Annotated in this window: 24 protein-coding genes; 11 read left to right on the forward strand and 13 right to left on the reverse strand. The window is 67.3% G+C overall.

Features of this window, described 5'->3' with window-relative positions:
- Positions 1 to 14: 14 nt before the first annotated feature.
- The 4 genes from QX204_RS15305 to fdxA are packed head-to-tail and all read right to left on the reverse strand — an operon-like array spanning position 15 to position 2,406.
- A complete protein-coding gene (locus tag QX204_RS15305; RefSeq protein ID WP_301907541.1) occupies positions 15 to 389 on the reverse strand; it encodes a hypothetical protein in 375 nt (124 codons plus the stop codon).
- Between the two features lie 3 nt (positions 390 to 392).
- Entirely contained in the window at positions 393 to 1,049 is a 657-nt protein-coding gene (locus QX204_RS15310) for a hypothetical protein (RefSeq protein WP_301907542.1), read from the reverse strand.
- A 41-nt stretch (positions 1,050 to 1,090) separates the two neighbouring features.
- Positions 1,091 to 2,011, reverse strand: a complete 921-nt coding sequence (locus QX204_RS15315; protein ID WP_301907543.1) for a D-alanyl-D-alanine carboxypeptidase family protein — start codon at positions 2,009 to 2,011, stop codon at positions 1,091 to 1,093.
- Positions 2,012 to 2,070: 59 nt separating this feature from the next.
- Entirely contained in the window at positions 2,071 to 2,406 is a 336-nt protein-coding gene (gene fdxA, locus QX204_RS15320) for a ferredoxin (RefSeq protein WP_301907545.1), read from the reverse strand.
- Between the two features lie 108 nt (positions 2,407 to 2,514).
- On the opposite strand from fdxA, the gene QX204_RS15325 reads away from it, so the two are divergent.
- Entirely contained in the window at positions 2,515 to 3,459 is a 945-nt protein-coding gene (locus QX204_RS15325) for a LysR family transcriptional regulator (RefSeq protein WP_301907547.1), read from the forward strand.
- A 36-nt stretch (positions 3,460 to 3,495) separates the two neighbouring features.
- Here the strand turns inward: QX204_RS15325 and QX204_RS15330 are convergent, their stop codons facing one another.
- Positions 3,496 to 4,560: a Gfo/Idh/MocA family protein gene (locus tag QX204_RS15330; RefSeq protein WP_301907548.1), complete on the reverse strand. Its 1,065-nt coding sequence runs from the start codon at positions 4,558 to 4,560 to the stop codon at positions 3,496 to 3,498.
- A gap of 43 nt (positions 4,561 to 4,603) precedes the next feature.
- Positions 4,604 to 7,210 carry a rifamycin-inactivating phosphotransferase gene (gene rph / locus QX204_RS15335; protein ID WP_301907550.1) on the reverse strand — a complete coding sequence of 869 codons (2,607 nt, stop codon included), beginning with the start codon at positions 7,208 to 7,210 and terminating at the stop codon, positions 4,604 to 4,606.
- Between the two features lie 404 nt (positions 7,211 to 7,614).
- Here rph and QX204_RS15340 point away from each other — a divergent pair, with 404 nt between their 5' ends.
- A complete protein-coding gene (locus tag QX204_RS15340) occupies positions 7,615 to 7,911 on the forward strand; it encodes a hypothetical protein (protein WP_301907551.1) in 297 nt (98 codons plus the stop codon).
- Between the two features lie 77 nt (positions 7,912 to 7,988).
- Here the strand turns inward: QX204_RS15340 and QX204_RS15345 are convergent, their stop codons facing one another.
- Positions 7,989 to 9,239 (reverse strand): hypothetical protein, encoded by a 1,251-nt coding sequence (locus QX204_RS15345; RefSeq protein WP_301907552.1) that lies wholly within the window; start codon positions 9,237 to 9,239, stop codon positions 7,989 to 7,991.
- Positions 9,240 to 9,440: 201 nt separating this feature from the next.
- Here QX204_RS15345 and QX204_RS15350 point away from each other — a divergent pair, with 201 nt between their 5' ends.
- Both QX204_RS15350 and ilvD read left to right on the forward strand, forming a co-directional pair.
- Positions 9,441 to 10,289, forward strand: a complete 849-nt coding sequence (locus QX204_RS15350) for an acyl-CoA thioesterase domain-containing protein (RefSeq protein WP_301907553.1) — start codon at positions 9,441 to 9,443, stop codon at positions 10,287 to 10,289.
- Positions 10,290 to 10,353: 64 nt separating this feature from the next.
- On the forward strand, positions 10,354 to 12,045 hold the full coding sequence (ilvD, locus tag QX204_RS15355; protein ID WP_301907554.1) for a dihydroxy-acid dehydratase: 1,692 nt from the start codon (positions 10,354 to 10,356) through the stop codon (positions 12,043 to 12,045).
- Positions 12,046 to 12,075: 30 nt separating this feature from the next.
- Here the strand turns inward: ilvD and QX204_RS15360 are convergent, their stop codons facing one another.
- Complete coding sequence (locus tag QX204_RS15360; protein ID WP_367620194.1) at positions 12,076 to 13,203, reverse strand: NADH:flavin oxidoreductase; 1,128 nt, start codon at positions 13,201 to 13,203, stop codon at positions 12,076 to 12,078.
- Between the two features lie 114 nt (positions 13,204 to 13,317).
- Here QX204_RS15360 and QX204_RS15365 point away from each other — a divergent pair, with 114 nt between their 5' ends.
- Positions 13,318 to 13,788 (forward strand): MarR family winged helix-turn-helix transcriptional regulator, encoded by a 471-nt coding sequence (locus tag QX204_RS15365; protein ID WP_301907556.1) that lies wholly within the window; start codon positions 13,318 to 13,320, stop codon positions 13,786 to 13,788.
- 273 nt (positions 13,789 to 14,061) lie between these two features.
- Complete coding sequence (locus QX204_RS15370) at positions 14,062 to 15,063, forward strand: AraC family transcriptional regulator (RefSeq protein WP_301907557.1); 1,002 nt, start codon at positions 14,062 to 14,064, stop codon at positions 15,061 to 15,063.
- On the opposite strand, the gene QX204_RS15375 is transcribed toward QX204_RS15370, so the two are convergent.
- On the reverse strand, positions 15,053 to 15,244 hold the full coding sequence (locus QX204_RS15375) for a hypothetical protein (RefSeq protein WP_056820260.1): 192 nt from the start codon (positions 15,242 to 15,244) through the stop codon (positions 15,053 to 15,055). The genes QX204_RS15370 and QX204_RS15375 overlap by 11 nt on opposite strands.
- A 254-nt stretch (positions 15,245 to 15,498) precedes the next feature.
- Here QX204_RS15375 and QX204_RS15380 point away from each other — a divergent pair, with 254 nt between their 5' ends.
- Complete coding sequence (locus QX204_RS15380) at positions 15,499 to 17,343, forward strand: glycoside hydrolase family 15 protein (RefSeq protein ID WP_301907558.1); 1,845 nt, start codon at positions 15,499 to 15,501, stop codon at positions 17,341 to 17,343.
- A 42-nt stretch (positions 17,344 to 17,385) separates the two neighbouring features.
- On the opposite strand, the gene QX204_RS15385 is transcribed toward QX204_RS15380, so the two are convergent.
- Positions 17,386 to 17,754 (reverse strand): VOC family protein, encoded by a 369-nt coding sequence (locus QX204_RS15385; RefSeq protein WP_301907559.1) that lies wholly within the window; start codon positions 17,752 to 17,754, stop codon positions 17,386 to 17,388.
- Between the two features lie 130 nt (positions 17,755 to 17,884).
- Between QX204_RS15385 and QX204_RS15390 the strand changes: the two genes are divergently transcribed.
- Positions 17,885 to 19,081, forward strand: coding sequence for an AI-2E family transporter (locus QX204_RS15390; RefSeq protein WP_301907560.1), 1,197 nt, complete (start codon positions 17,885 to 17,887; stop codon positions 19,079 to 19,081).
- A 9-nt stretch (positions 19,082 to 19,090) separates the two neighbouring features.
- Here QX204_RS15390 and QX204_RS15395 read toward each other — a convergent pair whose 3' ends face one another.
- Both QX204_RS15395 and QX204_RS15400 read right to left on the reverse strand, forming a co-directional pair.
- Positions 19,091 to 19,528, reverse strand: coding sequence for a VOC family protein (locus QX204_RS15395; RefSeq protein WP_301907561.1), 438 nt, complete (start codon positions 19,526 to 19,528; stop codon positions 19,091 to 19,093).
- Positions 19,529 to 19,574: 46 nt separating this feature from the next.
- Positions 19,575 to 20,243, reverse strand: coding sequence for a TetR/AcrR family transcriptional regulator (locus QX204_RS15400; RefSeq protein ID WP_301907562.1), 669 nt, complete (start codon positions 20,241 to 20,243; stop codon positions 19,575 to 19,577).
- A gap of 210 nt (positions 20,244 to 20,453) precedes the next feature.
- Here QX204_RS15400 and QX204_RS15405 point away from each other — a divergent pair, with 210 nt between their 5' ends.
- Positions 20,454 to 21,401: an oxygenase MpaB family protein gene (locus tag QX204_RS15405; protein ID WP_301907563.1), complete on the forward strand. Its 948-nt coding sequence runs from the start codon at positions 20,454 to 20,456 to the stop codon at positions 21,399 to 21,401.
- Between the two features lie 162 nt (positions 21,402 to 21,563).
- Here the strand turns inward: QX204_RS15405 and QX204_RS15410 are convergent, their stop codons facing one another.
- Complete coding sequence (locus tag QX204_RS15410) at positions 21,564 to 22,202, reverse strand: TetR/AcrR family transcriptional regulator (RefSeq protein ID WP_301907564.1); 639 nt, start codon at positions 22,200 to 22,202, stop codon at positions 21,564 to 21,566.
- Positions 22,203 to 22,404: 202 nt separating this feature from the next.
- On the opposite strand from QX204_RS15410, the gene QX204_RS15415 reads away from it, so the two are divergent.
- Together QX204_RS15415 and QX204_RS15420 are read left to right on the forward strand one after the other, a co-directional pair.
- Entirely contained in the window at positions 22,405 to 23,826 is a 1,422-nt protein-coding gene (locus QX204_RS15415) for an NAD(P)/FAD-dependent oxidoreductase (protein ID WP_301907565.1), read from the forward strand.
- Positions 23,819 to 25,609 carry a hydroxysqualene dehydroxylase gene (locus tag QX204_RS15420; RefSeq protein ID WP_301907566.1) on the forward strand — a complete coding sequence of 597 codons (1,791 nt, stop codon included), beginning with the start codon at positions 23,819 to 23,821 and terminating at the stop codon, positions 25,607 to 25,609. Before QX204_RS15415 ends, QX204_RS15420 begins: the two co-directional genes overlap by 8 nt.
- Positions 25,610 to 25,693: the final 84 nt, after the last annotated feature.

Genomic DNA, 25,693 nt, shown 5'->3' on the forward strand with positions numbered 1-25,693 from the left:
ATCTGAGCTGACCGTCAGCTGTCCTGCACACGCTCGAACGGCCCGTCCGACGGTTCGGATCGGTGCCCGAGGCGGGCGATCAGCGCGGCGAGCAGGAGCAGGACTCCCACGATCACTGCGTGTGCGGCGAAGAGCACCAGCATCGGTAGTGCGAAGCCCTCGTCGGTGAGAACGCCACGGTCGCTGACGCAATACAGCGTGTAGTTGGTCGAGGTTCCCTCGGAGTCGTGGAAGGTATCGGAGACGACCACGGGCTCGGCGGTCGGAGGCGAACAGAACAGCGGTGCGGTGAGTTTCGCTTCGCCCGGCCAGAGGGCGACGGCCACGATAATTGTCAGAAAAGCGGCGGCGCTGACGAGGGAAACCGCTGCTACCAGGACGCGTCGCATGCGCTATACCTGCTGTGCTCGGAGGAAGGTGCCGGTGCGGTCGAATTCGACGACCATTTCCGAGCGCGGCGACAAGACGTTGGCGACTATGCGGATCTCGCGGCCGAAGCGACTCACCACGATGACGGTGACCTGGCCGTCGGGCAGTTCGCTGCGGGTGAGAGCGGTGTCGACGATCTCTTCTACGCGCGACAGGCCGGGCACCTCGCTGACGGTGAAATCCTCGCCGTCGAGGTCGTCGGAAGCGGAAACCCGGACCGGGCGTGGTGCGCTCAAATCCCCGAGGGTGAAGGAATAGTCGTCGAGTTGCCGCGAGCGATCAGGCGGCCGCACCCGCAGGCGGACGGTGGGTGTCCGAGCGGCCGGCACTGCGTCGTCGGCCATGAACCGCGTGATCTGGGCGGGTTGATCGTTCAAGGTCAGACGGAACTGGGTCGAGTTCGGCGCAGTGAGGAGGATCAGGTTCGCTTCGACGTCGGCGGCGCCGGTGCGCTGGGCGAGCGCCGCGACGGCCTCCTGCGGCAACGCACTCACCAAACCGCCCCCGCGCGATCGGACCTGATCCTCGAATTCCGCCCGGTCCACCGCACCCACGCAGCCACTGGTACCGCCGAGCACGATCAGGCAAACGAGGACCCGAAACCATCTGCCGGCGCGCACATCCGCACATGCTAGGCGTTGTGTTCGGATCGCGCCGGTCGTCAGCCTCCGAGCGGCTGCAGAACGCGCAGGATCGGGTCGTAGGCCCAGTTCAGCATGCGCTCGGCGTCCTGTCTGGCCGCTGCGCTGCTGTGGTCCGAGCTGTGCAGGACCACACCGATCAGCGGGATGCCCGCACGAATCGTCTCGAACATCAAGCAGTGGCCCGCGGCGTCGGTGTTGCCCGTCTTGATACCGATGGTGCCGGGATATTCGTCGAGCATGCGGTTCGTGGTTTCCCAGTGGTGTTCGCGGTTGGCGGGCCCGGCCGGGACGTGGAAGTTCCTCGTACCGACGATCTCACGGAACAGCGGCAGGTTCATCGCGCGCACACCCAGCGCTACGAGATCCGCCGGGGTGGAATAGGTGGAGAAGTCGGTGGGGTACGGCATGCCGGCCGGGTCGCTGAAATGCGTTCCCGCCATACCCATGACCCGTGCGGTGTCGTTCATCCTGGCCAGGAAACCGCCCTGGCCGGGCCCGAACGACTCGGCGACGGTGTAGGCGGCGTCGCAGCCCGACGGCAGCAGCAGCGCGTACAGCAGCTGGCGCGCGGTGAGCACCTCACCGGCCACCAACCCCGCGGTGCTGCCGTTCTCCCTGGCGCAGTAGGCCCCCGCTTCCTGCGGCACCGTCACCGGTCGTTCGAGGTCACCGCCGGCGATCACGACCACCGCCGTCATCACCTTCGCGATACTCGCGATCGGGACCGGGGTGTTCGCCTCGCGCGACCACACCACCATTCCGGTGAGCCCTTCCGCCAACGCCGCACCCGAGGCGTGCACACCGTCCGGCCCTGCGGCCGGCCACGGCAGCAGACCGTCAGCACTCCCGGATGGTGCGGCACCGCCGACACCGTGACCAGCCACGACGATCAGAACCCCAGCAGTGACGGCGTGCACCATCTTGGCGAATGTCCGCATGGCGACATTCTGGCGTACAACTACACCGACCTGCGGGATTTGCCGCCTCGATTCGAGAACTACGCCTCGAACGCCCGCACATAGGCTGTATCGACGCCGAGGACACCGACCGCTGTCGCGCCGCCCGGATGACCGAGTGGCTCGACTCTTCCGGGCAGCGGTTCGTAGAAGAAGCGGGCGTTCTCGGTGATGAACTGTTCCTGGCCCGACGGCAGATCGTCTTCGTAGTAGATGGCCTCGACCGGGCAGGCCGGTTCGCACGCGCCGCAATCGGTGCACTCGTCGGGTTGGATGTAGGCCATCCGATCGCCGATGAAGATGCAGTCGACCGGGCACTCTTCGATGCAGGCCCGATCGAGGATGTCCACGCAGGCGGCGCCGATCACAAACGTCACGTTGTTCTCCTCAGCTGTGCTGAACCGCGACTTGCGGTAGTGCTGATCCTGGTGCGAGCGCCCACCGCCGGGTAGACCCCGATTTCCACCACCTCGTAAGGTTTCCTTATGAGCTTGCCGCCGGGGACTCCCGATCTGGAGGTCCTCGATCTGCTGGTATCGGTGGCCGAATTGGGCAGCCTCGGCGCCGCCGCGCGCCGCCACGGCATCAGCCAACCCGCGGTCGGCATGCGCATCAGCGCACTGGAACGGCGACTGCATCTGCGGCTGCTCGATCGCGGACCCACCGGTTCGGCGTTGACCGATGCCGGTTCGGCCGTGGTCGAACTGGGTCGGCCGGTGCTGGCCGCGAGCCGTACCTTGATGGACGGCGTCGCGAACCTGCACCGCGAGCTGTCACCACGACTGCATGTGATCGCCTCGAAGACCATTGCCGACCACCGGATCCCGCAGTGGCTGGCGGCATTGCGCAAGCTTCGACCCGAGCTGGCCGTCGAACTGGATGTGGCGAATTCTCACCAGGTGACCGCAGCGGTTCGCGATCGCGACGTCGCGCTCGGATTCGTCGAGGGACCGCAGGCGCCCTCGGGACTGGGTAGCCGGGTACTGGTGGCCGACGAACTCGTTGTCGTTGTCGCACCGACCCACCCGTGGGCCGCTCGCGGTAAGCCGGTGAGCCCGCGCGAACTCGCCGATACGCCACTGGTGTGGCGCGAGAAGGGTTCCGGAACCCGGGACACGGTCTGGGCGGCACTCGAGATTCACGGCACCCCCGCCCGTCCCGCGGCCGAACTCGGTTCCGCCGCAGCGATTCTCGCGACCACCCGCAGCGGCCTCGCACCCGCGGTCGTCAGCCGTCTGATCGTCGCCCACGAACTACGTGCGGGCACCCTGCACGAAGTGGACCTGGCCGACTCGATCGTTCTGACCCGGAAATTTCGCGCCATCTGGCACCGCCGCACCCCACCCGCCGGACCCGCGGCCGATCTGGTCGAGCTCGCCGCCCGCATCGAATCAGCCCGTCCGACTGCGCGACGAGCGCCGAGGAACTGAGCCACACCCCGGTCCCACCCGACAGCGAATCTCCGCTCACAGCACCAGGTTCGGCATCGAAACCGGGCGCGATCCGTCCCGCAGCGAACGGGCACCCGCGACGCCGACCAGCGACGCCGCCACTGCCGGGCCGATCGGCACGAGCGGCGGCGCACCCTCCTCGACGCACGCCCGAAAGCCTTGCAGGATCCGGACCGTGCCTTCTGCTTTCGGTTCGACGAGCGTGCCGTCGAGGAGAGTCATCGGCGCGGGCGTGCGTTCCTCGTCGCGGGTGACGCCGCTGCGATCGGTCCAGCCTTCCTTGCGCACACGCACCGACCACGCCCGCCCGCCGGGCGCGCGGACCGATTCGGCCAGACCCTCGGTGCCGCGCACCGAAACCCAACTCCAGTGGCTGTCCGGTTCGCCCTGCAGGAACCCGTGCCGGGTGATGGCCAATCCGCCCCCGCTGAGCCGGACCACCATGACCACGGCGGCCCTGGCATCGGCGGAGTCGACGTGGAAGGCCGTCACCTCGGTCGGCAGTTCGCCGGTGAGGGCGAGGATCGGCGACACGGTGTGCGTGCAGTACGCCGTCGGTTCGATGCGGCCTCGCCAGTGGCCGGGATCGTCGATCAGGCGCGAGACGTCATCGGGTGACATCCCGTGCAGGTAGTCCGCTTCCACCAGCGTCACCCGACCGATCTCCTTGGCTTCCAGAGCATTTCGAATGAGCTGGACATGCGGATGGAAGACGTAGTTCTCGGCGAAGGAGTACGTCGCGGACGAGCGACGTTCGGCATCGAGCAACGCGGCCGCTTGCCACTCGTCCGCACAGGCGGCGGATTCGGAGAGCACGTGGATACCGCGTTCGAGGAAGGCGATGGCCAGCGGCGCGTGCTCGTCGAAGTCGTTGGCGAGGACCACCGCGTCGAGGTCGTGGTGCAGCAGGGCACTCCAGTCCTCGAACACAGCCGCCTGTGGCAGGAGCTCAACCGCCTCGCCCCGCCGGATCGGGTCGCGATCGCAGGCGGCCACCACCTCCATACCCAGTCGCCGACACCAGGTCGCCAGGTACATCCCCATTTTCAATCCGACGACGCCGACGCGCACGTCCACCATCCTTCCCAATAATCGATCTGTCGGCCCGGCTCGCAACCGTCGACTACTGCTGCGACAGGATCTCGACGTAGCCATCGGTGCCGTTCACCCGGATGCGCTGCCCGTCGCGGATCAGCTCGGTGGCGTGTTCCACGCCGACCACGGCAGGCAGGCCGTATTCGCGGGCGATCACGGCACCGTGGGTCATCAGGCCGCCCACCTCGGTGACCAGCCCCGCGATCCCGACGAACAGTGGGGTCCAGCTCGGATCGGTATAGGCGGTGACCAGGATGTCGCCCGCTGCGAGGTCGGCCTGCGCGATATCGGAGATCACGCGGGCCCGGCCTTCGATCGTCCCGGCCGAGACCGCCAAGCCCGGCAGAGCGTCGGCGGGCAGGTCCTCGCGTCGATACGCCCCGGTGAGCGCTTCTCCGTCGGAGGTGAGCACTCGCGGCGCGGTGAGTGACTGGTAGGAGTGAAAAGCGTCTTCTTGCGCGTCGACGAGGTCCTGATCTGCCCGGTGCGTGCGAACTACTTCCTGCAACTCATCGAATCGCAGGAAGAAGATGTCGTCGGCCTCGCGCAGCACACCGGATTCCACCAGACGTCCGGCCTCGCGCAGCAGTGCTTGTTTGTAGACGAAGTAGCGACTGACCATGCCGTACTTCGGGTACTCCCGATAGCCCGAGAAGGTGCGCACGCGCTCGATCATCTGCTCGGTCTCGACGGCTTTCTGTTCCCCGTCGGGAAGAGCGCGCAGAGCTCGCAGAATCTGTTGTTGCTTCTGCCGCGCATCGCGGAGTCCGTCCTCGAAGCGCTGTCTGCCCGCGCCGGGCCCGAAGTTCTGGATATTGCCGAGGATTGTCGACACCAACGTGATCGGACTCTCGCTCCACCGCGGCCTGGTGATGTCGATTTCGCCGGCGCAGCGCATGCCGTACTCGGCGAGGAAGTCCTCGATCGCGGCTCTCGTCTCCTCGCCGCCCGCGACATCGCCCAGACCGACCAGGAAATCGTCGTCCTCGATCCGCTCCAGGTACGCCACCACCTCCGGGTGCGGTCGGATCACATCGGCGACGTCGAGCAGCGCCAGACCCATTTCCGATGTCACGTTTCCGGGAACCGATTGGGTGAGGGCGTCGGCGGCGTTCTTCTCGCCCAGCCATTCTCGTAGTCGATCGTTGAGCCACTCCGTGGCGTCCATCGCGGCCATGATCACCTGTAATCCCCGGGGCGCGAACAGGACCCGGCGCAGTTCCTCCTGGATATCGGCTCGGATGAAGTCGAGCAGCGCCGGTCCGGACAGGTTCGCGATCTCGCCTTTCAAGGCCGTGAGGGAAGCTTCGCTCTCGGCGATCAGCTCGGTGACGATGTCGGGATCGGTCTCGATCCTCTCGGCAGTGACGCCGAACGGTGCGGGTGGTGCGCCGGATTCCTCCTCTGGCACTTGCCGAACGAAATCACCGCGTTCCAGCACGGTCCGCAGCGCGTCTCCCATCAACGGGTCGGATTTGCCGAGGCCCGCTACCAAGGCGGCGGCTTTGGTGGGTGCGGACATCATCGCGGTGACGTCGACAAACAAGCGCCCGCCCGCGTCGCGCATCGGCGCGTTGCTCGTCAGCTGCCAGACCGAGATCCCCAACGGCTTCATCGCATCGGTCATCATCTGCTGATGGCCGACCGACACATAGACGTGGTTCTCCCCGTCGGCGGCGACGGGAATCGGGAACAGAGTGGTGATCGGCCTGCTCTGCACGATCCGGAAACCATCACCGTCCGAACACCATTCGATGTCCTGGGGGCTGCCGAAATGGGCTTCGATGCGACGGCCGAGCTGCGCGAGCCGCAGCACCTCGTCATCGGAGAGCACCGGCTCGTTTCGGCGCTCCCGCGCGATCTCGCTCACCTGGGTACCGCCCGTCGGCACCGACTCCACAGCGAGCTTCTTGGTGGCGATCGTCTTGCCGGTGATGTGGTCGTCGCGTACCTGGTAGGCGTCGGCGTTGACCAGACCTGATACGAGGGCCTCGCCGAGACCGAAACCGGCGTCGATGGACACCACGGTTCGGTCGGAGGTGACCGGGTCGGCCGTCATCAGAATGCCGGCGGCCCGCGCGGACACCATCCGCTGGACGACGACGCTCATCTGAATCTTCTTCTGGTCGAAGCCGTTCCGTAGTCGGTAGGTGACGGCTCGCTCGGTGAACAGCGAACCCCAACACCGGCGCACGTGTTCGAGAATCGCCGCCGTTCCCACGACATTGAGAAAGGTGTCCTGCTGACCGGCGAACGACGCGGTGGGTAGGTCCTCGGCCGTCGCACTGGACCGCACGGCGTAGGCGCCGTCGATTCCGAGCCGAGCGTGCGCGGCGAGGATCGCCTCCGCTATCTCCTCGGGAACGACCAACTCCTCGACCGTGCGCCGCAGCTGTTCGCTCAGCACGGAAATCGCCGCTCGATCCCCCGGCTGGAGGCGCGACAGTTCGTCGAGCCGATCGTCGAGCGAGGTTGCCCCCGCCACCGTGCGCGCGAAGGCCTCGGTCGTCACACAGAAGCCGTCCGGTACCTCGACACCGTCGATTCGCGACAACTCACCGAGGTTCGCCCCCTTACCGCCGACGATCGCGACCTGCGTCCGATCGACCTCGTCGAACCCGAGCACAAATGCCATCTCGCTACTCCTCGCCTGGTGGTTTCGGTCTTTCGCGAGCGATTATGGACCAAGAAATAACCCCTCATGAGGGCCCGGAATCGTGTATACAGTAGAAGGGGGAAACAACGACGGGCGCTCGTACGCCCGACTCCGGCCACCATCCCGACTTCCAGTCGACCGAAGATCCGATCGGTGACGATTCGTCAGGGTTGCCGCGTTCTGAGCTGCCGCGACACAGGCCGTCCTCTTCCTGTTGCCGATCGATTGCGGATGCCGAGATTTTCACCTCGAGCGCCGATCCGGGCCGTCCGCGACCTCGAATACCTGACAGCTCAGCAAGTACGCAGCATCCCGCCATCGGACGCACACGACGCGGTGTCGACCGCTCCAGCCGCAATACCGGCTTTGCCCGTGAGGACAACATGGTCAACGAGAACCCGCTCGACGCCCCTCCTGTCCAGGCCACGCCCGAGACCGGCGCTCCGGCCGAGCCCGGCCCGCCGTCGTGGGCAGCGCCCGCCCTGCTGCTGTCGATACTGATGCTCGGCCTCGACCTGGTGGCTCTGATTCCGCTCGGCGCCTGGATGCGCGACTACGGTATCGGCCTGATCGGCACGATCTACCTGATCCACGTGCTGGCATCGACCGCCGTGGCCGCCTGGACCCTCAGCTGGTTCCCGCTCCTGCTGGATATCGAACCCGATCAGCAGAACTCCTAGCGCTCCGGTGACGCGGGTGCGTCCACGCTGAATTGTGGGCGAACACCACGCGCCCCGCCCGGCCGAGCGGGACACGGTCAACGCAGGTCGAGGGTGGTGACGGTCTCGGTGCCGAGGGCGATGCGCGCGTGCCAGGTCGGCGGCTCCCATGGATCGGGAGCCATCCCCTCATAGCGCGCCTCGAGGTCGAGATAGCGGGCACCGTCCACTTCGGCGGCCACGAATCCGTAGTCGTACCAGCCGAGGTCCGATCCGGTCGGCACGTGGAACTCGATGCTGCTGGTGCCGTTCGCGTCCTCGATCTCTTGCCTTCTCTCTAGTTCGCGAACCAGGATCGGCACCGCGGCATAGATTTCCAGGCGGGCGGCGGTGGTGAACCGGTCGGCCGGGTAGCGGCCGCTCCACACTGCCGGATCGGCGAGTACTACGTCCTGAAGTGGCTTCACGGCAACGCGATTCGACGTAGCTTTCGCCGTGTTGCAACCGGATTGACCGCGCAACAGCGCGCTCGCCGTCACCGTGACCGAGGTGGGTTGTCCGGATCCCGGTGTCGCCCCGGTCGACCAATGGGGTGGGGTGTCCTCGTCGTGTCCGGCCATGAGCTCGATGATCGTGGCTGCTTCGGCGCCGTCGATCGTGGCGCACAGCACCGTCCCGTAGCCGCCGACACCCAGGGTGCGCTGCGTCAACGGGGTCTCGAACGGCCATCTGATCGGTGCGGGCAACTGCGTGTCGTCCTCGGGCACCGCGGGCTGGAACGCGAGATCGAGGGCGGTCGGGGTGTACGGCGCACGGCGCTGCACGGTGAGGTGCTCGTCGTCGGGCAGAGCTCGCAAGCGGTCGATCACGTCGGCCAATCTGCGGACCTCACGGTTGGCCGATTGCGCACCGGACTCGGTATCCAAGCCGTAGACCGACACACCGACCGGTAGACCGAAGTTCGCGTATACCGCCGTTGTCGGCTGGTCCGTCAGCGGTGACGACTCCAGGTAATGGGCATCGTTGAACGAGAGGTCGTCGAACCACTGACGAACCTGCTCGATGCCGTCCTCGGTGAGCCGAGCCCAGTACACCCCGAACATGCTTTTCTCGGCGCCACCGTCAGCCGTGGTGAAAACCGTACCGTCACGGCGCAATTCGAAGAAGGGAAGGCGTCGACTCCCGATACGTTCGGTCTGCAGGAACCATGACGACTCCGCGATCGACACCAGCACATCCGCGTCACGCGCGGCGGGTGGATCGTTTTCCTCCCGGCCGAACACACTGCACGCGCTGAGCAACGACATCACGACGAGCATCGCACCGAGAACGATGGAACGGTGGGCCATGTCCGAGCCTAACGCGCCGTATTCGACGTACCGGCGAACGCAGACATCACCCCTGTGATCTTCCCCAGCCGAGTGGCCGCCCACTGCCGACCGAGGCATCATTGATCTTCATCGCCGACTCGCAGATCTGGGGCATCTGTCAGTCGCGTGCCACCGACGCCGCGCATCAGGCGAGACTGCCCGAGTCCAAGGAGTCCGCCGGTGAGCCATGCATTCTTTCGCGCACAATCCGATCCGACCGATCGCACGGAGATCCTTCATCCCGAACCCGAGGCGAGCAGTGGGTGGATCGGTGGGCAGCTACGCGGCATGGCTGTCGGAGCGATTCTGGCGCGCGCGGTGGAGCGAGAACCGATCGTTCGCACGCGGACCGACTTGCGACCGGCACGGTGGACGCTCGATCTGTTTCACCCAGTGTTCATGCGTCCCTGTACAACTCGTGTCGAGGTGGTGCGAGAAGGCCGCCGGTTGTCGTTGTTCGACGCGATTCTGATCCAAGACGACCGACCGGTCGCGCGAGCCGGCGCGCTGTACCTGCGCCCCGGACCGACACCGGACGGCATCTGCTGGTCGCCGGGTACCGTCGCGGACCCTCCGCCGACCGACCGGGAACCTTCGCCCGATCAGGATCGGGTGTACTTCAGCGACGAACAGGGGTGGACCTCTGATGCCCACACCCATCACAACACCGCACGAACGGGGATCTGGCACCGGCCGATCGCGGTCGTGGCCGGTGAGAAACCGACTCCCTTCCAGTTCGTCGCGGGGTTGGCCGATGTGACGAATGTGGTCACCAACCTCGGCAGCAACGGCCTGGAATACATCAACGCCGATGCCAGCCTGACCTTGACCCGGCTTCCGGACGGGGAGGAAGTGGGACTGGTCGGGCTGGACCGGATGGCCCAGGACGGGATCGCGGTCGGCACCGCGGCGATGTACGACCGCAAAGGTGTATTCGGTACCGCGACAGTCAGTTCCATCGCCAATGCCCGAGGTCCCGCGGACCTGGGCGCTATCGGGACTTCGCCGTCCTCGGTTGCTGTCGGGTAGACCCGCACCGATTGCAATGGCGCCGCCGTGGCGATTTCGCGAGCCGGGCTCGTAGGCTTGCGCTATGGCACACGACACCGAACAGCCCGTCGACATCAAGCCACGCTCCCGCGATGTCACCGACGGGCTAGAGAAAACTGCCGCCCGCGGCATGCTTCGCGCTGTCGGCATGGGTGACGACGACTGGGTCAAACCGCAGATCGGTGTGGCCTCGAGCTGGAACGAGATCACCCCGTGCAATCTGTCGCTCGACAGACTGGCCAAGGCGGTCAAGCGGGGCGTCCACGCCGGGGGCGGATACCCGCTCGAGTTCGGCACCATCTCGGTGTCCGACGGCATCTCGATGGGGCACGAGGGGATGCATTTCTCCCTGGTCAGCCGCGAGATCATCGCCGACTCCGTCGAGACCGTGATGATGGCGGAGCGTCTCGACGGTTCGGTTCTGCTCGCGGGCTGCGACAAGAGCCTGCCGGGCATGTTGATGGCCGCCGCGCGTCTGGACCTGGCGAGTGTGTTCCTCTACGCGGGTTCGACCTTACCCGGCAATATCGACGGCAAGGACGTCACGATCATCGACGCTTTCGAGGCTGTCGGCGCCTGCATCAAGGGGCTGATCACCCCGGCCGAGGTCGATCGCATCGAGCGCGCCATCTGTCCGGGCGAAGGCGCCTGTGGCGGCATGTACACGGCCAACACGATGGCCTCGGCAGCCGAGGCACTCGGGATGAGTCTGCCCGGCTCGGCAGCACCGCCCGCTCCCGACCGTCGCCGTGACGACTACGCCGAGAAGTCCGGTGAGGCCGTCGTCGGGTTGCTGCGCAAGGGAATCACGGCCCGCGACATCATGACGATGGAGGCGTTCGAGAACGCCATCACCGTCGTCATGGCGCTCGGCGGGTCGACCAACGCGGTGCTGCATCTGTTGGCCATCGCCCGGGAGGCCGGTGTCGGGCTCACCCTCGCCGACTTCAACCGAGTCGGTGACAAGGTGCCGCACCTGGGCGATCTCAAGCCCTTCGGTCGCTACGTCATGAACGACGTCGACAAGGTCGGCGGCATCCCCGTCGTGATGAAAGCCCTGTTGGACGCCGGTCTCATGCACGGCGACGTCATGACGGTCACGGGCGCGACCATGGCCGAGAACCTCGCCCATATCGAACTCGGCCTCGACGGCGACGTGATCCGGCGGCTCGATCGGCCGATCCACCGGACGGGCGGCCTCACCATCCTGCACGGTTCGCTCGCACCCGAAGGCGCCGTGGTGAAGAGCGCCGGTTTCGATTCCGATGTCTTCCGCGGCACCGCTCGGGTGTTCGACGGGGAACGCAGCGCGATGAACGCCCTCGAAGACGGCACGATCGTGGCCGGTGACGTGGTCGTCATCCGCAACGAGGGACCCAAGGGCGGGCCCGGCATGCGCGAGATGCTCGCCATCACCGGCGCGATCAAAGGCGCCGGCCTCGGCAAGGATGTCCTGCTGCTCACCGATGGCCGATTCTCCGGTGGCACGACCGGTTTGTGCGTGGGCCATGTCGCGCCCGAAGCCGTGGACGGCGGGCCCATCGCCTTCGTCCGCGACGGCGACCCGATCGTCCTCGACGTCGCCAACCGCCTTCTCGACGTCGAGATCGACGAGAGCGAACTCGCCGCGCGCAAAGTCGGCTGGGAACCGCTCCCACCCAGGTACACCTCGGGGGTGCTGTCCAAGTACCGCAAGCTCGTCAGCTCGGCCGCGCACGGCGCCGTCACCGGCTGACGCACCGCGCGCGGCCCGACGTCGAGTCGCTCAGCTGAGAATCTTCAGCGCCGCCCCGTCGTACGGCTTCACCTCGTCGATCCGCCCCGCCAGGACCTTGGAGGCCCACTCCGGGTCCTGGAGAAGGGCGCGGCCGACGGCGACCATGTCGAATTCGTCGCGCTCCATACGGTCGAGGAGGTTGTCCAGGCTGCCGAGCTCGGCGCCCTGGCCCGAGAACGCGCGCAGGAAGTCACCGTCGAGGCCGACCGAACCGACGGTGATCGTCGGCTTGCCAGTGAGCTTCTTCGTCCAGCCCGCCAGGTTCAGGTCCGAGCCGTCGAACTCCGGGAGCCAGTAGCGGCGGGTGGAGGCGTGGAAGGCGTCGACACCGGCCGCGGCGAGCGGGGCCAGGATCGCCTCCAGCTCTTGCGGGGACTCGACGAGCCGCGCGTCGTAGGCCTCCTGCTTCCACTGCGAGTAGCGGAAGATCACCGGGAACTCGGGCGAGACGACCGACCGGACCGCTGCCACGATCTCGGCGGCGAACCGTGTCCGGGCCACCGCGTCGCCACCGTAGGCATCCTCGCGGCGGTTCGTCCGCTCCCAGAGGAACTGGTCGAGGAGGTAGCCGTGGGCGCCGTGCAGTTCGACGCCGTCGAAGCCGATGCGCTCGGCGGCCGCGGCAGCCTCGGCGAACGCACTGATGACGTCGTCCAGGTCACGCTGGGTCATCGCCTTGCCGAGGCCCTCGGTGCCGTCGACACGGATGCCGGAGGGGCCGACTGCGGGCGCGTCGGCATAGGGCGCGTCGCCCTGGTTGCGGACCATGCCGATGTGCCACAGCTGCGGGACGATGGTGCCGCCCGCCGCGTGGACGTCCTCGACGACCTTCGCCCATCCGGCCAGCTGCTCCTCGCCATAGAACCGCGGCACACGATCGCTCTGCCCGGCCGACTGGTGGCCGACGTAGGTTCCCTCGGTGACGATCAGGCCGACACCGGCGGCGGCGCGCCGGGCGTAGTACGAGCGCACATCGTCACCGGGGACACCGCCCGGCGAGAACATGCGTGTCATCGGCGCCATCACGATGCGGTTCGGGACGGTCAGTCCGTTCAGCGTGACGGGCCGCGACAGGATTTCGGCCGTGCGCGAGGTCTCGGACGGGGTGACGATCACTGCATACTCCTCAGAGCTACTTGACAACATCGATGGTTGAGAACTTCAAGCAATGCCCACACGCTAGAGGCAGATATTTGAGATAGTCAAGTTTCTCCGGATAAGCTGGCTCGCATGGAAGAAGTTCCGCGCATCGACAGAGCCCAGCTCATGGAGCTGCTCTCGGTGGCGCTCGGCGTCTATTACGGCGACTTCACCGCCGCCGCGGCGAGCGAGAACCTCACCGCCAGCCAGGGCAAGACACTGACGGTGCTGCGCCGAGGGCCAGTCACGATGCGCGCCCTGGCCGAGAACTTGGCCTGTGACGCGTCCAACGTCACCGGAATCATCAACCGGCTGGAGAAGCGTGAGCTCGTGCGCCGCGAGACCAGCGCATCCGACCGGCGCGTCACCAATCTCGTCATCACGCCCGAGGGCGAGCGTGTCACCGACACGATCCGGGCGAGGATGCACACCACGCAAGACGGTCTGAAAAAGCTCGACGACCGAGACCGGGACTGCCTTTACGCCCTCTTGGAACGCGTTTTCGTCGAAGCGCCCAGCGACCGAGCTGTTCGCTTACCGGCCGAAACGTCACAGGCCTGATCCGCATGCGTCTGCACGTACAGCTTGTTGAATTCGGCCTGTCGTCCGAGCCCCTTTTGTAACGACCTTGCCGCTAGTTTTCGAATCCGCCCACCATTGTCGCGCTGGTGACGGAGGCTTTCGCCACCAGCGCGGAACTGGTAGAACCGGATCAAACACGAGGTGCCGATCTCGACGCGACAAACGTTCGACGGACTCTCCCCGTCGGGCGATGTCTGCAGCTGATGAAGCCGCGACCGCTCGCAGATCGGCATGCTGCCCCGAGGAGACGTTATGGCTACCGATCAGAGTTTGCTGCACCGTTTCGTCATCTCCCAGTTCGGCGCAGCCGGGCTGGATCGTGCGCAGCTGATTCGCGATACCGGGGTCCCGGATTGGTCGATGAGCGGCAATGACGTGCACCTTCCCAGTGCGACGTTCTCCCGGCTGTGGGAGGTCGGCGAGCATCGGCTCGGCGAGGATGTCGCCCTGCAGGTCGCCCAGCGCTACGAGCTGTCCAGCCTGGGCTTGTACGACTACCTGTTCGCGTCCGCCCCGACGCTGGGCTCCGGGTTGGCGACCTGCGGTCCCTACATCACCGCGGTCACCACCAATCACCGGTTCGACCTGGTCGCCGAGACCGAAGAAGAGTCGACCCTCTACCTCGAGATGATCGATGGCGAAGGCCGGGGACGCGATCACACCCAACTGTGGGGACTCTCGGCCGTCCTGAGCCGAGCGCGCCGCGTCGTCGACGCCACGCTGAACCCGGTGCGAGTCTCGCTGCGCCAGGCCGCGCCCGCCTACGTCGAGGGATTCCGTGCGGTGTTCGGTTCCGCCACGCTGGAATTCGACGCGCCCGCCGATTCGATGACCTTTCGCACCTCGGACCTGGACCTGCCGCTGACCACTGCCGATCCGGTACTGGCCGCGGTCCTGCAACCGCTGGCCGCCGCGTTGGCGCCCCCGCCGACTCTCGTCTCGGCCTGGCCCAGGCGAGTGGCCGAGGCCTTGGACCACGCTATCGAGGCCGGAGAGGTTTCCCTCGACAGCGTCGCCCGCGCCCTCACCGTCAGCCCGCGAACCCTGCAGCGACGGCTGACCGAATCGGGCACGACCTGGCGGGCCGAACTGGATCGGGCCCGTAGTGCGCGGCTGTCGCAAGCTGTCTCCGCGGGGTCACTGAGCGGCGCCAGGCAAGCCGAGCTCCTCGGCTACTCCGACGCGGGCTCGCTGCGCAGGGCAGCCCGGCGCTGGTCACCGGCTTCTCCCACGATCGAACCCCTTACGTCCTGAGGTAGGTCGAGGCGATCTGCCAGAACGTATCCCGCTCCAACAGGCGGAAATCCCACCCGTCGATGATGTCGCGGAACGCAGCGACTATCCCGGCGACATCGAAGTCGTCGCGGGTCGCGGTCCCCTTCGCCTCCAGCGCGGAGATCACATAGGCGGTGGCGCTCTCCCTCGTAACCGACACCGCAAGCTCCTATCGTTCAGACAACCAACCGTTTGAACGTAAGTCTTGAATTCCCTCGCGGCCACGACAAGGACAGAACGCGCCAACCTCCTTCCGAACGCGCCAACCTCGGGGCCGATCAGTCGACATGCGGGCTCTCACCGGCGCCGACCAGAAAGCTGATTCACCCGTTCCGGATGAGGTCGGCGCCGACGTCGGCTGGTTGGCTGAAACTCGCCGACCGCACGAACGGCGGTCCGAGGCGAGGAGCGTTCGTGAACACGTACCCGCCGATCGACGAGCACGGCATCGTCGGCGATTTGCAGACCGCGGCGCTGGTATCGGCCGCCGGAACCATCGACTGGTGGTGCGCACCCCGGTTCGATTCGCCGAGCCTGTTCGCCTCGCTGCTCGACAGCGAGAAGGGCGGACATTGCTCGCTCGCCGTCGACCCCGCCAGCAGCGCGGCGACTGTGCGGCAGCTGTATCTGCCCGACACCGCGATCCTGTTGACGCGGTTCGCCGGACCCGACGGAGTGGGCGAGGTCGCCGACTTCATGGAACCCATCCGCGGCACCGAACCCGCCACCCGGCACAGGTTGGTGCGAGTCGTGCGAGTGGTGCGCGGAACGTTGACATTCGCCCTCGAGTGCCGGCCCCGGTTCGACTACGCGCGCGCCACCCACACCCTCGACCGAGTCGACGAGCGAACCGCCGTCTTCCGTTCCGCCGACGCCGATCTGCATCTGCAGGCCACCGACCCGATCGCCCTGCACCCCGACGGCGACGACATCACCGCGCGGTTCACCCTGTCCGCCGGTGAGCGGGCCGCGGTCGTGCTCACCACCGCCCCCGCAGGCGCGGATGTGCCGTCGGCGCCGATGTGGGAGGCGATCGCCCGCGAATTCGACCAGTGCCGTCGCTTCTGGCAGACGTGGTTGCGCTCGTCCACCTATCGGGGGCGCTGGCGCGACATGGTCAACCGGTCCGCGATCACCCTCAAACTGCTCACCTACGCCCCCAGCGGCGCGCCGATCGCCGCGGCCACCATGGGATTGCCCGAACAGATCGGCGGCGAACGCAATTGGGACTACCGCTACACCTGGATTCGGGACGCCTCGCTGTCGGTGCGGGCGCTGGCCGATCTCGGCTTCACCGAGGAGGCCTATGCTTTCCGCCGCTGGCTGCGCGAGCGGGTCGAAGCGGGCGGCACCGCCTCGGGCGAACCGTTGCAGATCATGTATCGCGTCGACGGTGACCCACACCTGGACGAGATGACCTTGCCGCACCTGGAGGGCTACCGGGGCTCGACGCCGGTGCGGGTCGGCAACGGTGCGGCCGACCAGATCCAGCTCGACATCTACGGCGAGGCCGCGGACGCACTGGCACAGTCGACCGATATGGCCGCCATCGCCGGCTGGCGGACATTCACCGGCCTCATCGACTGGCTCGCCGACCACTGGGACCGCCCCGACGAGGGCATCTGGGAAACCCGCGGCGGCCGCCAGGAATTCACCTACAGCCGACTGATGACCTGGGTGGCCTTCGACCGCAGTATCCGCATGGCGACCGAGGACGCCAGGCCCGCCGACGTGGTCCGCTGGACCGCCGAGCGCGACGCGGTCTTCCGCCAGATCATCGAACGTGGCTGGAGCGAGAAGCGCCGAGCCTTCGTCCAGCACTACGCCACCGAGGTACTGGACGCCTCGCTGCTGCTCATGCCCCGGATGGGATTCCTGTCCCCCACCGACCCGATGTGGCTGAGCACGCTCGACGCGATGGATCAGGAGTTGGTCAGCGACAGCCTGGTCTACCGCTACGACCCCGCGGCGGCACCCGATGGCCTGCAGGGCACCGAAGGCACTTTCAACCTGTGCAGCTTCCTCTATGTCGAAGCCCTCGCCCGGACCGGCCGCGTGCAACAGGCCCGCTATGGCTTCGACAAGATGCTCACCTATGCCAATCACGTCGGCCTGTTCGCCGAGGAGATCGGTCCGTCGGGCGAGCAGCTGGGCAACTTCCCCCAGGCTTTCACCCATCTGGCCCTGATCGCCGCCGCCATCGCGCTCGACGAAGAACTCGATCGGGCCGAGGCCGAGCCGCCTTCGACGACGCACTGATCTGGTGCGCGCGCTGCCAATTTGCACAGCGCGCCATTCTGATCAGCTTTCGGCGGCGACGACGCAGAATTCGTTGCCGTGCGGGTCCCGCAACACGGTCCATCCGAAACCGGGCAGCGAGTGTTCGTCGAGGACCGTGGCCCCGAGGGCCGTCAGCCGGGCGACCTCCGCCGTGCGGGCGGTGGTCTGGAAATCGATGTGCACCCGGTTCTTGGCCCCCTTCGCCTCGGGCACCTTCTGGAACGCGAGATAACGCCCCTGCCCGAAACCGACGCCGGGCGGGGTGATCATGACGTAGTCCCCGGAATCCGTGAGGACTGTGTAACCGAGTGCGGCACACCAGAACTCGGCCAGTTCGGCGGGATCGGCGGTATCGATGGTGATACCGCCCACGGTGATGGTTTCCGACATGGACGCAACGCTATGCCGTGGCACCGACAAACTTCCGCAGTCACCGAATCCGACCGCCGCGGCCCCGGTCCGACCGCCATGCCGATCGGCCGGAACACCGCGGACCCGGCGAGCGTGCCAGACTAGCGACGTGAGCGGGCCGGTGAAGGAATCCAGTGGGTCGAACGGAAAACCGTCGCGTGATCGCGGGGACGTGATCGGCGGCGGGGTCCTGTGGCTGGCGAAGTGGTCGCTGTGCATCGTGGCGATCGCGGCGGGAGCGTGGGTCCTCGGCACGATCACCGCCCGGCTGTGGGTGGTGCTCCTGCCTGTCGCACTCGCGATCGTGGTGACCACCATCCTGTGGCCGCCGACCCGCTGGCTGACCCAGCAGAAGCTGCGGCCCGCGTTGGCCGCTTCGATCACCCTGCTGACCTTCGTCGCGATGTTGGCCGGGGTCGTCGCGCTGATCGTGCCCTCGGTGGGCGATCAAGCACCTCAGCTCGCCGACAAGGCCACCGACGGGGTCAACCAAGTACGCGACTGGATCCAGGGACCACCGTTCCGCGTCCGCGACGAGCAACTCGATTCCGCGGTCGAAGCGATCGTCGGCCGGCTCCAATCCAGTGGTGCGCAGATCGCCAACGGTGTGTTCACCGGCGTGTCCACTGCCACCTCGGTCCTGATCACCGTGTTCTTGGTCTTGGTTCTGGTGTTCTTCTTCCTCAAGGACGGCCCCCGCTTTCTGCCTTGGATGCACGGGGTGTTGGGCAATCGCAGCGGCCGCCACGTCGAAGCCGTCCTGGAACGGGTCTGGGCGACCCTGGGTGGATTCATCCGCACCCAGGCGATCGTCAGCATGGTCGACGCCGTTCTCATCGGCGCGGCACTGTTCATCCTCGACGTTCCCCTGGCGCTGGTGCTGTCGGTGATCACCTTCATCGGTGGATTCATCCCGATGGTCGGCGCTTTCGTCGCGGGCGCACTCGCTGTCCTCGTCGCACTGGTGGGCAACGGCCCGACCACGGCACTGATCGTGCTGGGCATCGTCATCGCCGTGCAGCAACTGGAAGGCAATGTGCTGCAACCGGTCCTGCAGAGCCGCAGTATGGAGCTGCACGCCGTCATCGTGCTGCTCGCCGTCACCGCGGGCGGCTCGCTCTACGGCATCACCGGCGCCTTCCTCGCGGTCCCGGTGGTCGCGATGATCGCGGTGGTCATCCGCTATATCGGCGAGCAGATCGACGCGGCCACCGGAGGACAGCCAGAGGTCGACGATCCCGATACCGGCGAGGTGGTGACAGCGCCGCCGCCCGACTCCGGCACGTCACCCGACCCCGTCGCCTAGGTCTGCCTGTCAGCGGAGTTCCTCGACCAGCCCGATGATGATGCCCTCGGGGCCGCGAACGTAGCTGTAGCGATAGATGTCTTCGTATCGGGCTACCGCGCCCACGAGTTCGGCGCCGTGGGCGCGCAGGCGGCCGAGAACGTCGTCGACATCGTCGACGACGAAGGTCAGGCGAGGAATCCCCGGGGTGTTCACCGACGCCTTCGGCGCAGCGCTGGTAGTCGTCGGCGAGTGGAACGTGGAGAGCTCGACCCGGCTACGACCGTCCGGCGTCCGTACGACGGCGATGTCCGCGCGCACGCCGTCGAGTCCGAGCAGGTCGTCGGCCCACTGACCACCGACCGTCGCCTCGCCCTCCAGTTCCAGGCCGAGTTCGACGAAGAACGCGACAGCGGCCGCGAGATCCTCGACCACGATGCCGACGTGATCCATCCGGTGAATCGTCATGATGTTCTCCTCAGGTTGCGAGGTTCACCGCGACCGACAGGGTAGGTCAGCTGGTCGGCTTCACGCCCGCGACCTGCAGAACCCCCGAGTTGTCGGTGAGCAGCAGCAGTCGGGCGATGAGATCGGTGAGGTGTTCTCGCGTGGCGGCGAACTCCCCGCGCATCCACGCGGCGACCAGCTCGAGAGTTCCGCTGACGACGGCGTAGGCGGCCATGTCGGAGTCGAGGGGATCGGCGACGGATTCGGTGACGAGTTCGCGGCCGACCGCCGACATCGCCCGGGCGATCGCGTGCTGAGTGGTGAGCCGCGCCGCTTGCAACGCCTCGGTGCTGTGCGCGTCGAGCAGCAGGGCCTGCCGACGGGGGTCGGCGAGCAGGAACCCGATCGCCGCATCGGCGGCGGCGTAGACCTGGCTGTGGAGGTCGGGGCCGGCCTCGTGGGCCGCGGTCACCACCGCGACGATGCCGAGTTCGGTGTGCTCCTCGACGAGCGCGGTGAGCAAGGCGTCGCGGTCGGTGAAGTGGTCGTAGAAGTAGCGGTCGTTCAGCCTTGCCCTGGCGCACACCGCTCGCTTGGTGACAGCGGGCGCACCGCCTTCGGCGAGCAGGTCGAGCGCGGCGTCGACCAGTGCGTCGCGACGGCGGGATCGGCGCTCGTCGGCGGCTACCCCGCCGTAGGCACGCGGCGCCGCCGCGACATCAGCTTGCTCACGCATGCGCTCGATCGCCTCCGTTCCGATGCCCGCCAACCGCAGCCGCGGAGGTGGAGCTGTAGTGCACCAGAGTAGTGGATAAGGACTCTTGACCATCCGACAATTCTGGTGCAATCTGACACCACACACGTTTTGGTGCCGCGCAGCACCACAACCAGTGTTGGCGGGCTCGACACGACACAGCCCCCAACGGCGGAACAAAGGAGTTCACCGATGACCTGTCCCGTGCCACACCAGGAACTGCGTGCCGACAACGGCGCAGCCTCGGCGCTCGAATCGCACCCTGCCGTCGAACGATTCGAGCGCGTCGGCGGCTCGGTGCTGTTCAGCTTGTTCGGCGTCGGACTGTTCGATCAGCCGATGCTGCCACCGGTCTCGGCGGCACTCGAGGCGACCGGCCGTTCCCGATATGAGCCGTGGGGACGCGCGGTCCGCACCGCCGCGGCCGACCAGCTGATCTACCACGGCGAGGACGTCGATCGCGACGCCGAGTCCCGCCGACTGATGCTGCTGCACCGCGACGTCAAGGGCGTCGGCCCCGACGGTGAGCGCTATTCCGCCCTCAACCCGCACGCGTGGAACTGGATCCTCTACTCCACCTTCTTCGTCCAGCGCAGCGCCTACCTGGTGCTCACCGGTGACACCCCGTCGGCGGCGGACAACCAGGCCATCTGGGAGCAGTACCTCCACAAGACGAGCGGGCTGCACCTGCCGGGCAATTCGGCGCCCATCGCCGACTACACCGAGTTGGTCGCCCACTACGACCGGATGGTCGCCGAGCTGCGCGTGACCCCGGCGCTCGAGGCCGCCACCAGCGAGGTGCGTCGCTCGGTGCGACCGTATTTCCTGCCTGCCGTCACCGAACCGCTGTGGCGGCTGAGCGCGCCCGTCCTCGGCCATCTCGCGATGATCCTCGGCTGCGGCATCATGCATCCCGAGGTCCGCGCGAAGATGCCGATCACGTGGACCAGCCGCCAAGATCGGGAATTCCGGCTGCTGAGCGCGATACTGCGAATCGCCTTCGCCCGGCTGCCCGCGGCCGTCACCGACTCCCCCATGGCACGCAATCGCCGCAAGTATCAGCAACTGGTCGGCAAGTACCGCGAGGTCGGCTTGACCTCGTTCGCGCCCGATCCCGCCGTCCGCTCGATACGACGCTGACGAGGTCGCGGTGCCCTGCTGTCTGCTGACGGGGTATCTCGTCGCAGGAATCCGACGCCTCCGGCGACGCCCGGCAACGACCGAAGCCGCGGGTTTCGCTCCTGCCGCGCGTCGCCGGGGGCCCGGCTCGACGAACGACCGGGTCCACGCGACAAGCACGAGCTAAGGCGCGTCACCGTAGATGACGAGCCAGATCGCGCGTCCGAGCGAGTCGGCCAATTCCTCCTCGCCGATACCGGTTTCGACCGCGAAAGCGACCGAGATCGTGCGTTCGACCATCGACGTGAGAACCAGCGCGGTGGCCCGGGGGTCGAGCCGCTGTGCGATGGTGCCCGCGCGCTGCTCGGCCTCGAGCCGCGTGCGGACCAGTTCGGCGAAAGTCGCCACTCGCGAACGCCAGTAGGCACCGACTTCCCGGTCGTAGGAGCCGACTTCGGTGAGGGCGAGCAACAGATAGCGATGAGCACGGAAACCGCCGATCATCGCGCGCATGGCACCGACTACCCCGGCCTGCTGATCGGTGTGTTCGGCACTCCACCACGTCTCCGCTGCCGCGAACAGATCGGTGGTGGCCAGTTCGGCCATCCGGATCAGCAGCCTGCTCTTGTCCGGAAAGTAGCGGTAGAAGGTGGACCTGGCCGAGCCCGAGGCCGCGGCGATCTTCTGCACGGCGATCTCGGTGAACGGCGTTCCGTCGGCGAGCAGGTCTTCGACCGCGGCCAGGACGCGGCGCTCGAATTCGGCCCGTCGATCGTCGGCGGGTTTGCGCGCCGATCGCGGGACACGGGTCAGCGAGGGCATCGGCGATCCGTCGCCGAGGCAGCAACTGGTGCGCTGGCATTGACCATGTGCCCATTGTGCCCGCAGTGCGGCGCGCCGCCGCGTCGGCGTGGTCCAGGCCACGCCAATCCCCCTGTCCAGGTTCGCTATTGACACCTGTGCGCGGCCCGCCTCATCATCAATCGGACACACTGTCCGAGACTGAGTGACCGAGGTGGTTCCCATGGTCGATTCCCCTGCCACCACGGTCGAACGGGCCGACGTCGTCGTGGTCGGCGCGCGCTGCGCGGGATCGGCCACCGCGGCGACCCTGGCGAGGGCGGGGCGCAACGTCATCGTGCTCGACGCCGCCACATTGCCCTCGGACACGCTGTCCACCCACCTGCTCTGGCCGGGCGGACTGGCCGAACTTCAGCGCCTCGACGCGTTGGCGGCGGTCGAAGCGCTCGGTGCGCCGCGCCTGACGAGGGCCTACGCGCAGGGCGCCGGCTACGGGATCGGCTCCACTTTTCCCCCGGTCGACGGCATCGACTACGCGATGTGCGTGCGTCGCACTGGGCTCGACGCCGCACTGTTGGGCACGGCGGTATCGGCCGGTGCCGAGGTGCGGGCGCGCTGTCGGGTCACCGCCGTGCTGTGGGACGAAAACCGTTGCGCCGGTGTGCGTTATCTCGACGCCGCGGGCCGGACCGTGGAGATCCGCGCCGCGTTGGTCGTCGGCGCCGACGGACGCCGCAGCACCATCGCCCGCGCGGTGGGCGCCGAGCAACCGTTTCTGACCGTGCCGAGCGGGCGCGACTGCTACTTCGCGTACTGGCGCGACACCGCCGACACCCACCGCCACATCGCCGCCCAGTGGCGGGCGGGCGCCGATCTCGGCACGGCCTTCCCGTGCGATGACGGCCTGGTGCTCAGCCTGGTGCAGCCGCCGTCGGTCAACGAACCCGGACGCGGCCCCGGCGAGGCCGAACGCCGCTACACCGAGGCCCTCGCCCGGATTCCGGACCTGACCGACCGGCTGAGCGGCTGTGAGCGGGTGGGCAGGGTCCGTTCGGCCACCGGCATCTCCTCATACTTCCGGCGCTCGGCGGGCCCCGGGTGGGCACTGCCAGGCGACTCCGGGCATTTCAAGGATCCGGTTACCGCGCAGGGCATCCGCGACGCACTGCACTACGGACGCACACTCGCCGAATCGGTCGCCGACGTTGTCGACGATCCGCGCGCACTCGATGCGGCACTGGCGCAGTGGGAGCGCCGTCGCGTGATCGAGTGCCGCGAGATCTTCCACTGGACCAATCGGCTCGCACGCGGTGAGACCATGCGGCCCTTGGAGATCGAGCTCTACCGCACCGCCGCCGACGATCCGGAACTGGCGCGGATCACCGCGGGCATCTTCTCCCGTACCCACCGGCCCGCCGAGCTGTACACCCCGTCCCGCGCACTGGGCCTCATGGTCCGCGCGCTGCGCCATCAACGCGCGCATCTGCCCGCCCTGCTCACCGATGTGGCGCGCGAGATCCGTGACTCCACGAGCGAATGGCGCACCACGCGAACAACGTTGCGTGGCACCACACCACACGACGCGACACCGTCCGCGCCGCGCTCCACCCTCACCACCGCAGGTCCAGGAGAACACCATGCCTGATCAGCCGACACCGTTGTCAGCCCCGATCACCCGGCGCACCGCGTTGCGCGCCGGACTCGTCGCCGGAGCCGCACTAGCCGTCGCCGCGCCGAGCGTCGCCGCCGCGCCGAGCGTGCGGCGATCACCACTGTTGCGCTCCGGCGGTAAGGCGGTGGCGATATTCGGCGGCGGCATGGCCGGTCTGAGCGCCGCTCACGAACTGATCGAGCGCGGATACGACGTCACCGTCTACGAACCCGCGTTCCTCGGCGGCAAGGCGCGCAGCATGGGTGTGCCGGGGACGGCGTCGCCCGGTCGCCAGGACCTGCCGGGTGAGCACGGATTCCGCTTCTTCCCCGGCTGCTATCAGCACGTACCCGACACGATGAGCCGAATCCCGTTCCCCGGCAATCCGAACGGCGTGCTCGACAACCTGGTACGGGTCGAGGGTACGGTCGCCGGATTCCAGGGCCTCCCACCGATCTTCGCGCCGGTCGAGCTCGGCGGACTGAGCCAGATCACGCCGGAGTTGGTGCAGAACAGCATCATCGGTGCGCTCGGCTTCATCCCCGACCTGCCGCCGCACGAGTTGGCGTTCTTCGCCAAACAGATGCTCGTGTGGTTCACCTCCAGCACCGAACGGCGTTTCGGCCAGTGGGAATACGTGACCTGGGAACAGATCATGCACGCCGAGGGGAAGTCGCCCGCGTACCGGAAGTATCTGGTGAACGCGCTCACCCGGATCACCGTCGCCGCGAAACCACAGACCAGCTCGGCCCGCACCATCGGCACGATCGGCGAAGCACTCGTCCTCGCCGCCTCCGGCACGATCCCGCAGTTCTCCGGTGGCGTCGACCGTATCCTCAACCGCCCGACCAACATCGCGTGGATCGATCCGTGGGTCGGGTACCTCCGGTCGCTCGGTGTCCGCTTCGTCATGGGCCAGGGGCTCGCCGCGTTGCAGATGGCCGGCGGTCGCATCGCCTCGGCGACGGTGCGCGGAACGAGTGGAGCCACGACGGTGACAGCCGACCACTATCTGTGCGCGATGCCGGTCGACCGCGCTGTCGATCTCCTCGACCACGACATCATCGACGCCGATCCGCGTCTGGGCGGTATGCGCGATCTGGTCACCGATTGGATGGTCGGCATCCAGTTCTACCTGCGTCGCTCGACCGATATCCCCGAAGGACACATCGCCGCGCTCGGCTCCCCCTGGGCGCTCACCGCCCTGCGCCAAGCCCCCATGTGGGTGGGCGATTTCCCCGCCACCTACGGCGACGGCTCGGTGCTGGAATGCCTCTCGGTCGACATCTCCGACTGGGACACCCCCGGAATCCACTTCGGTCGCACCGCCAAGGAGTGCAGCGCGGCCGAAATCGCCACCGAGACCTGGGCACAGCTCAAAGCTTGGCTCAACACCGGCACCGATTGGCTCCGCGACGAGGACATCCATTCCTGGCACCTCGACCCCGGCATCACCTGGTCCGGCGGCGCCATCGACAACCAGACCCCGCTGCTGGTCAACACGGTCGGCTCCTACGACCATCGCCCCGACGCGCACTGCGCGATACCCAACCTCTACTTCGGCGGCGACCACGTTCGCAACCACATCGACCTGGCCACCATGGAAGGTGCCAACGAGTCCGGCCGCGCCGCCGCCAACGCCATCCTCGATTCCGCCGACGACCCGAGCCCGCGCGCCGCGATCTTCCCGCTGGTCTCGCTCCCGGCGTTCGATGCCGCCAAAGCCATCGATGCCGATCGCTTCCGCGCCGGCCTACCGCACCTGCTCGACGGCTGAATTGCCCGACCACCGGCCCCAGCAGGTTTGCGGAAGCGCCGCCGTCGCATCGGGTGTGAGGATCGTCTGACGACGATCCGAGGA

Origin of the sequence: Nocardia sp. PE-7, assembly GCF_030486425.1 — a bacterium.
Classification (GTDB): Bacteria; Actinomycetota; Actinomycetes; order Mycobacteriales; family Mycobacteriaceae; genus Nocardia; species Nocardia salmonicida_A.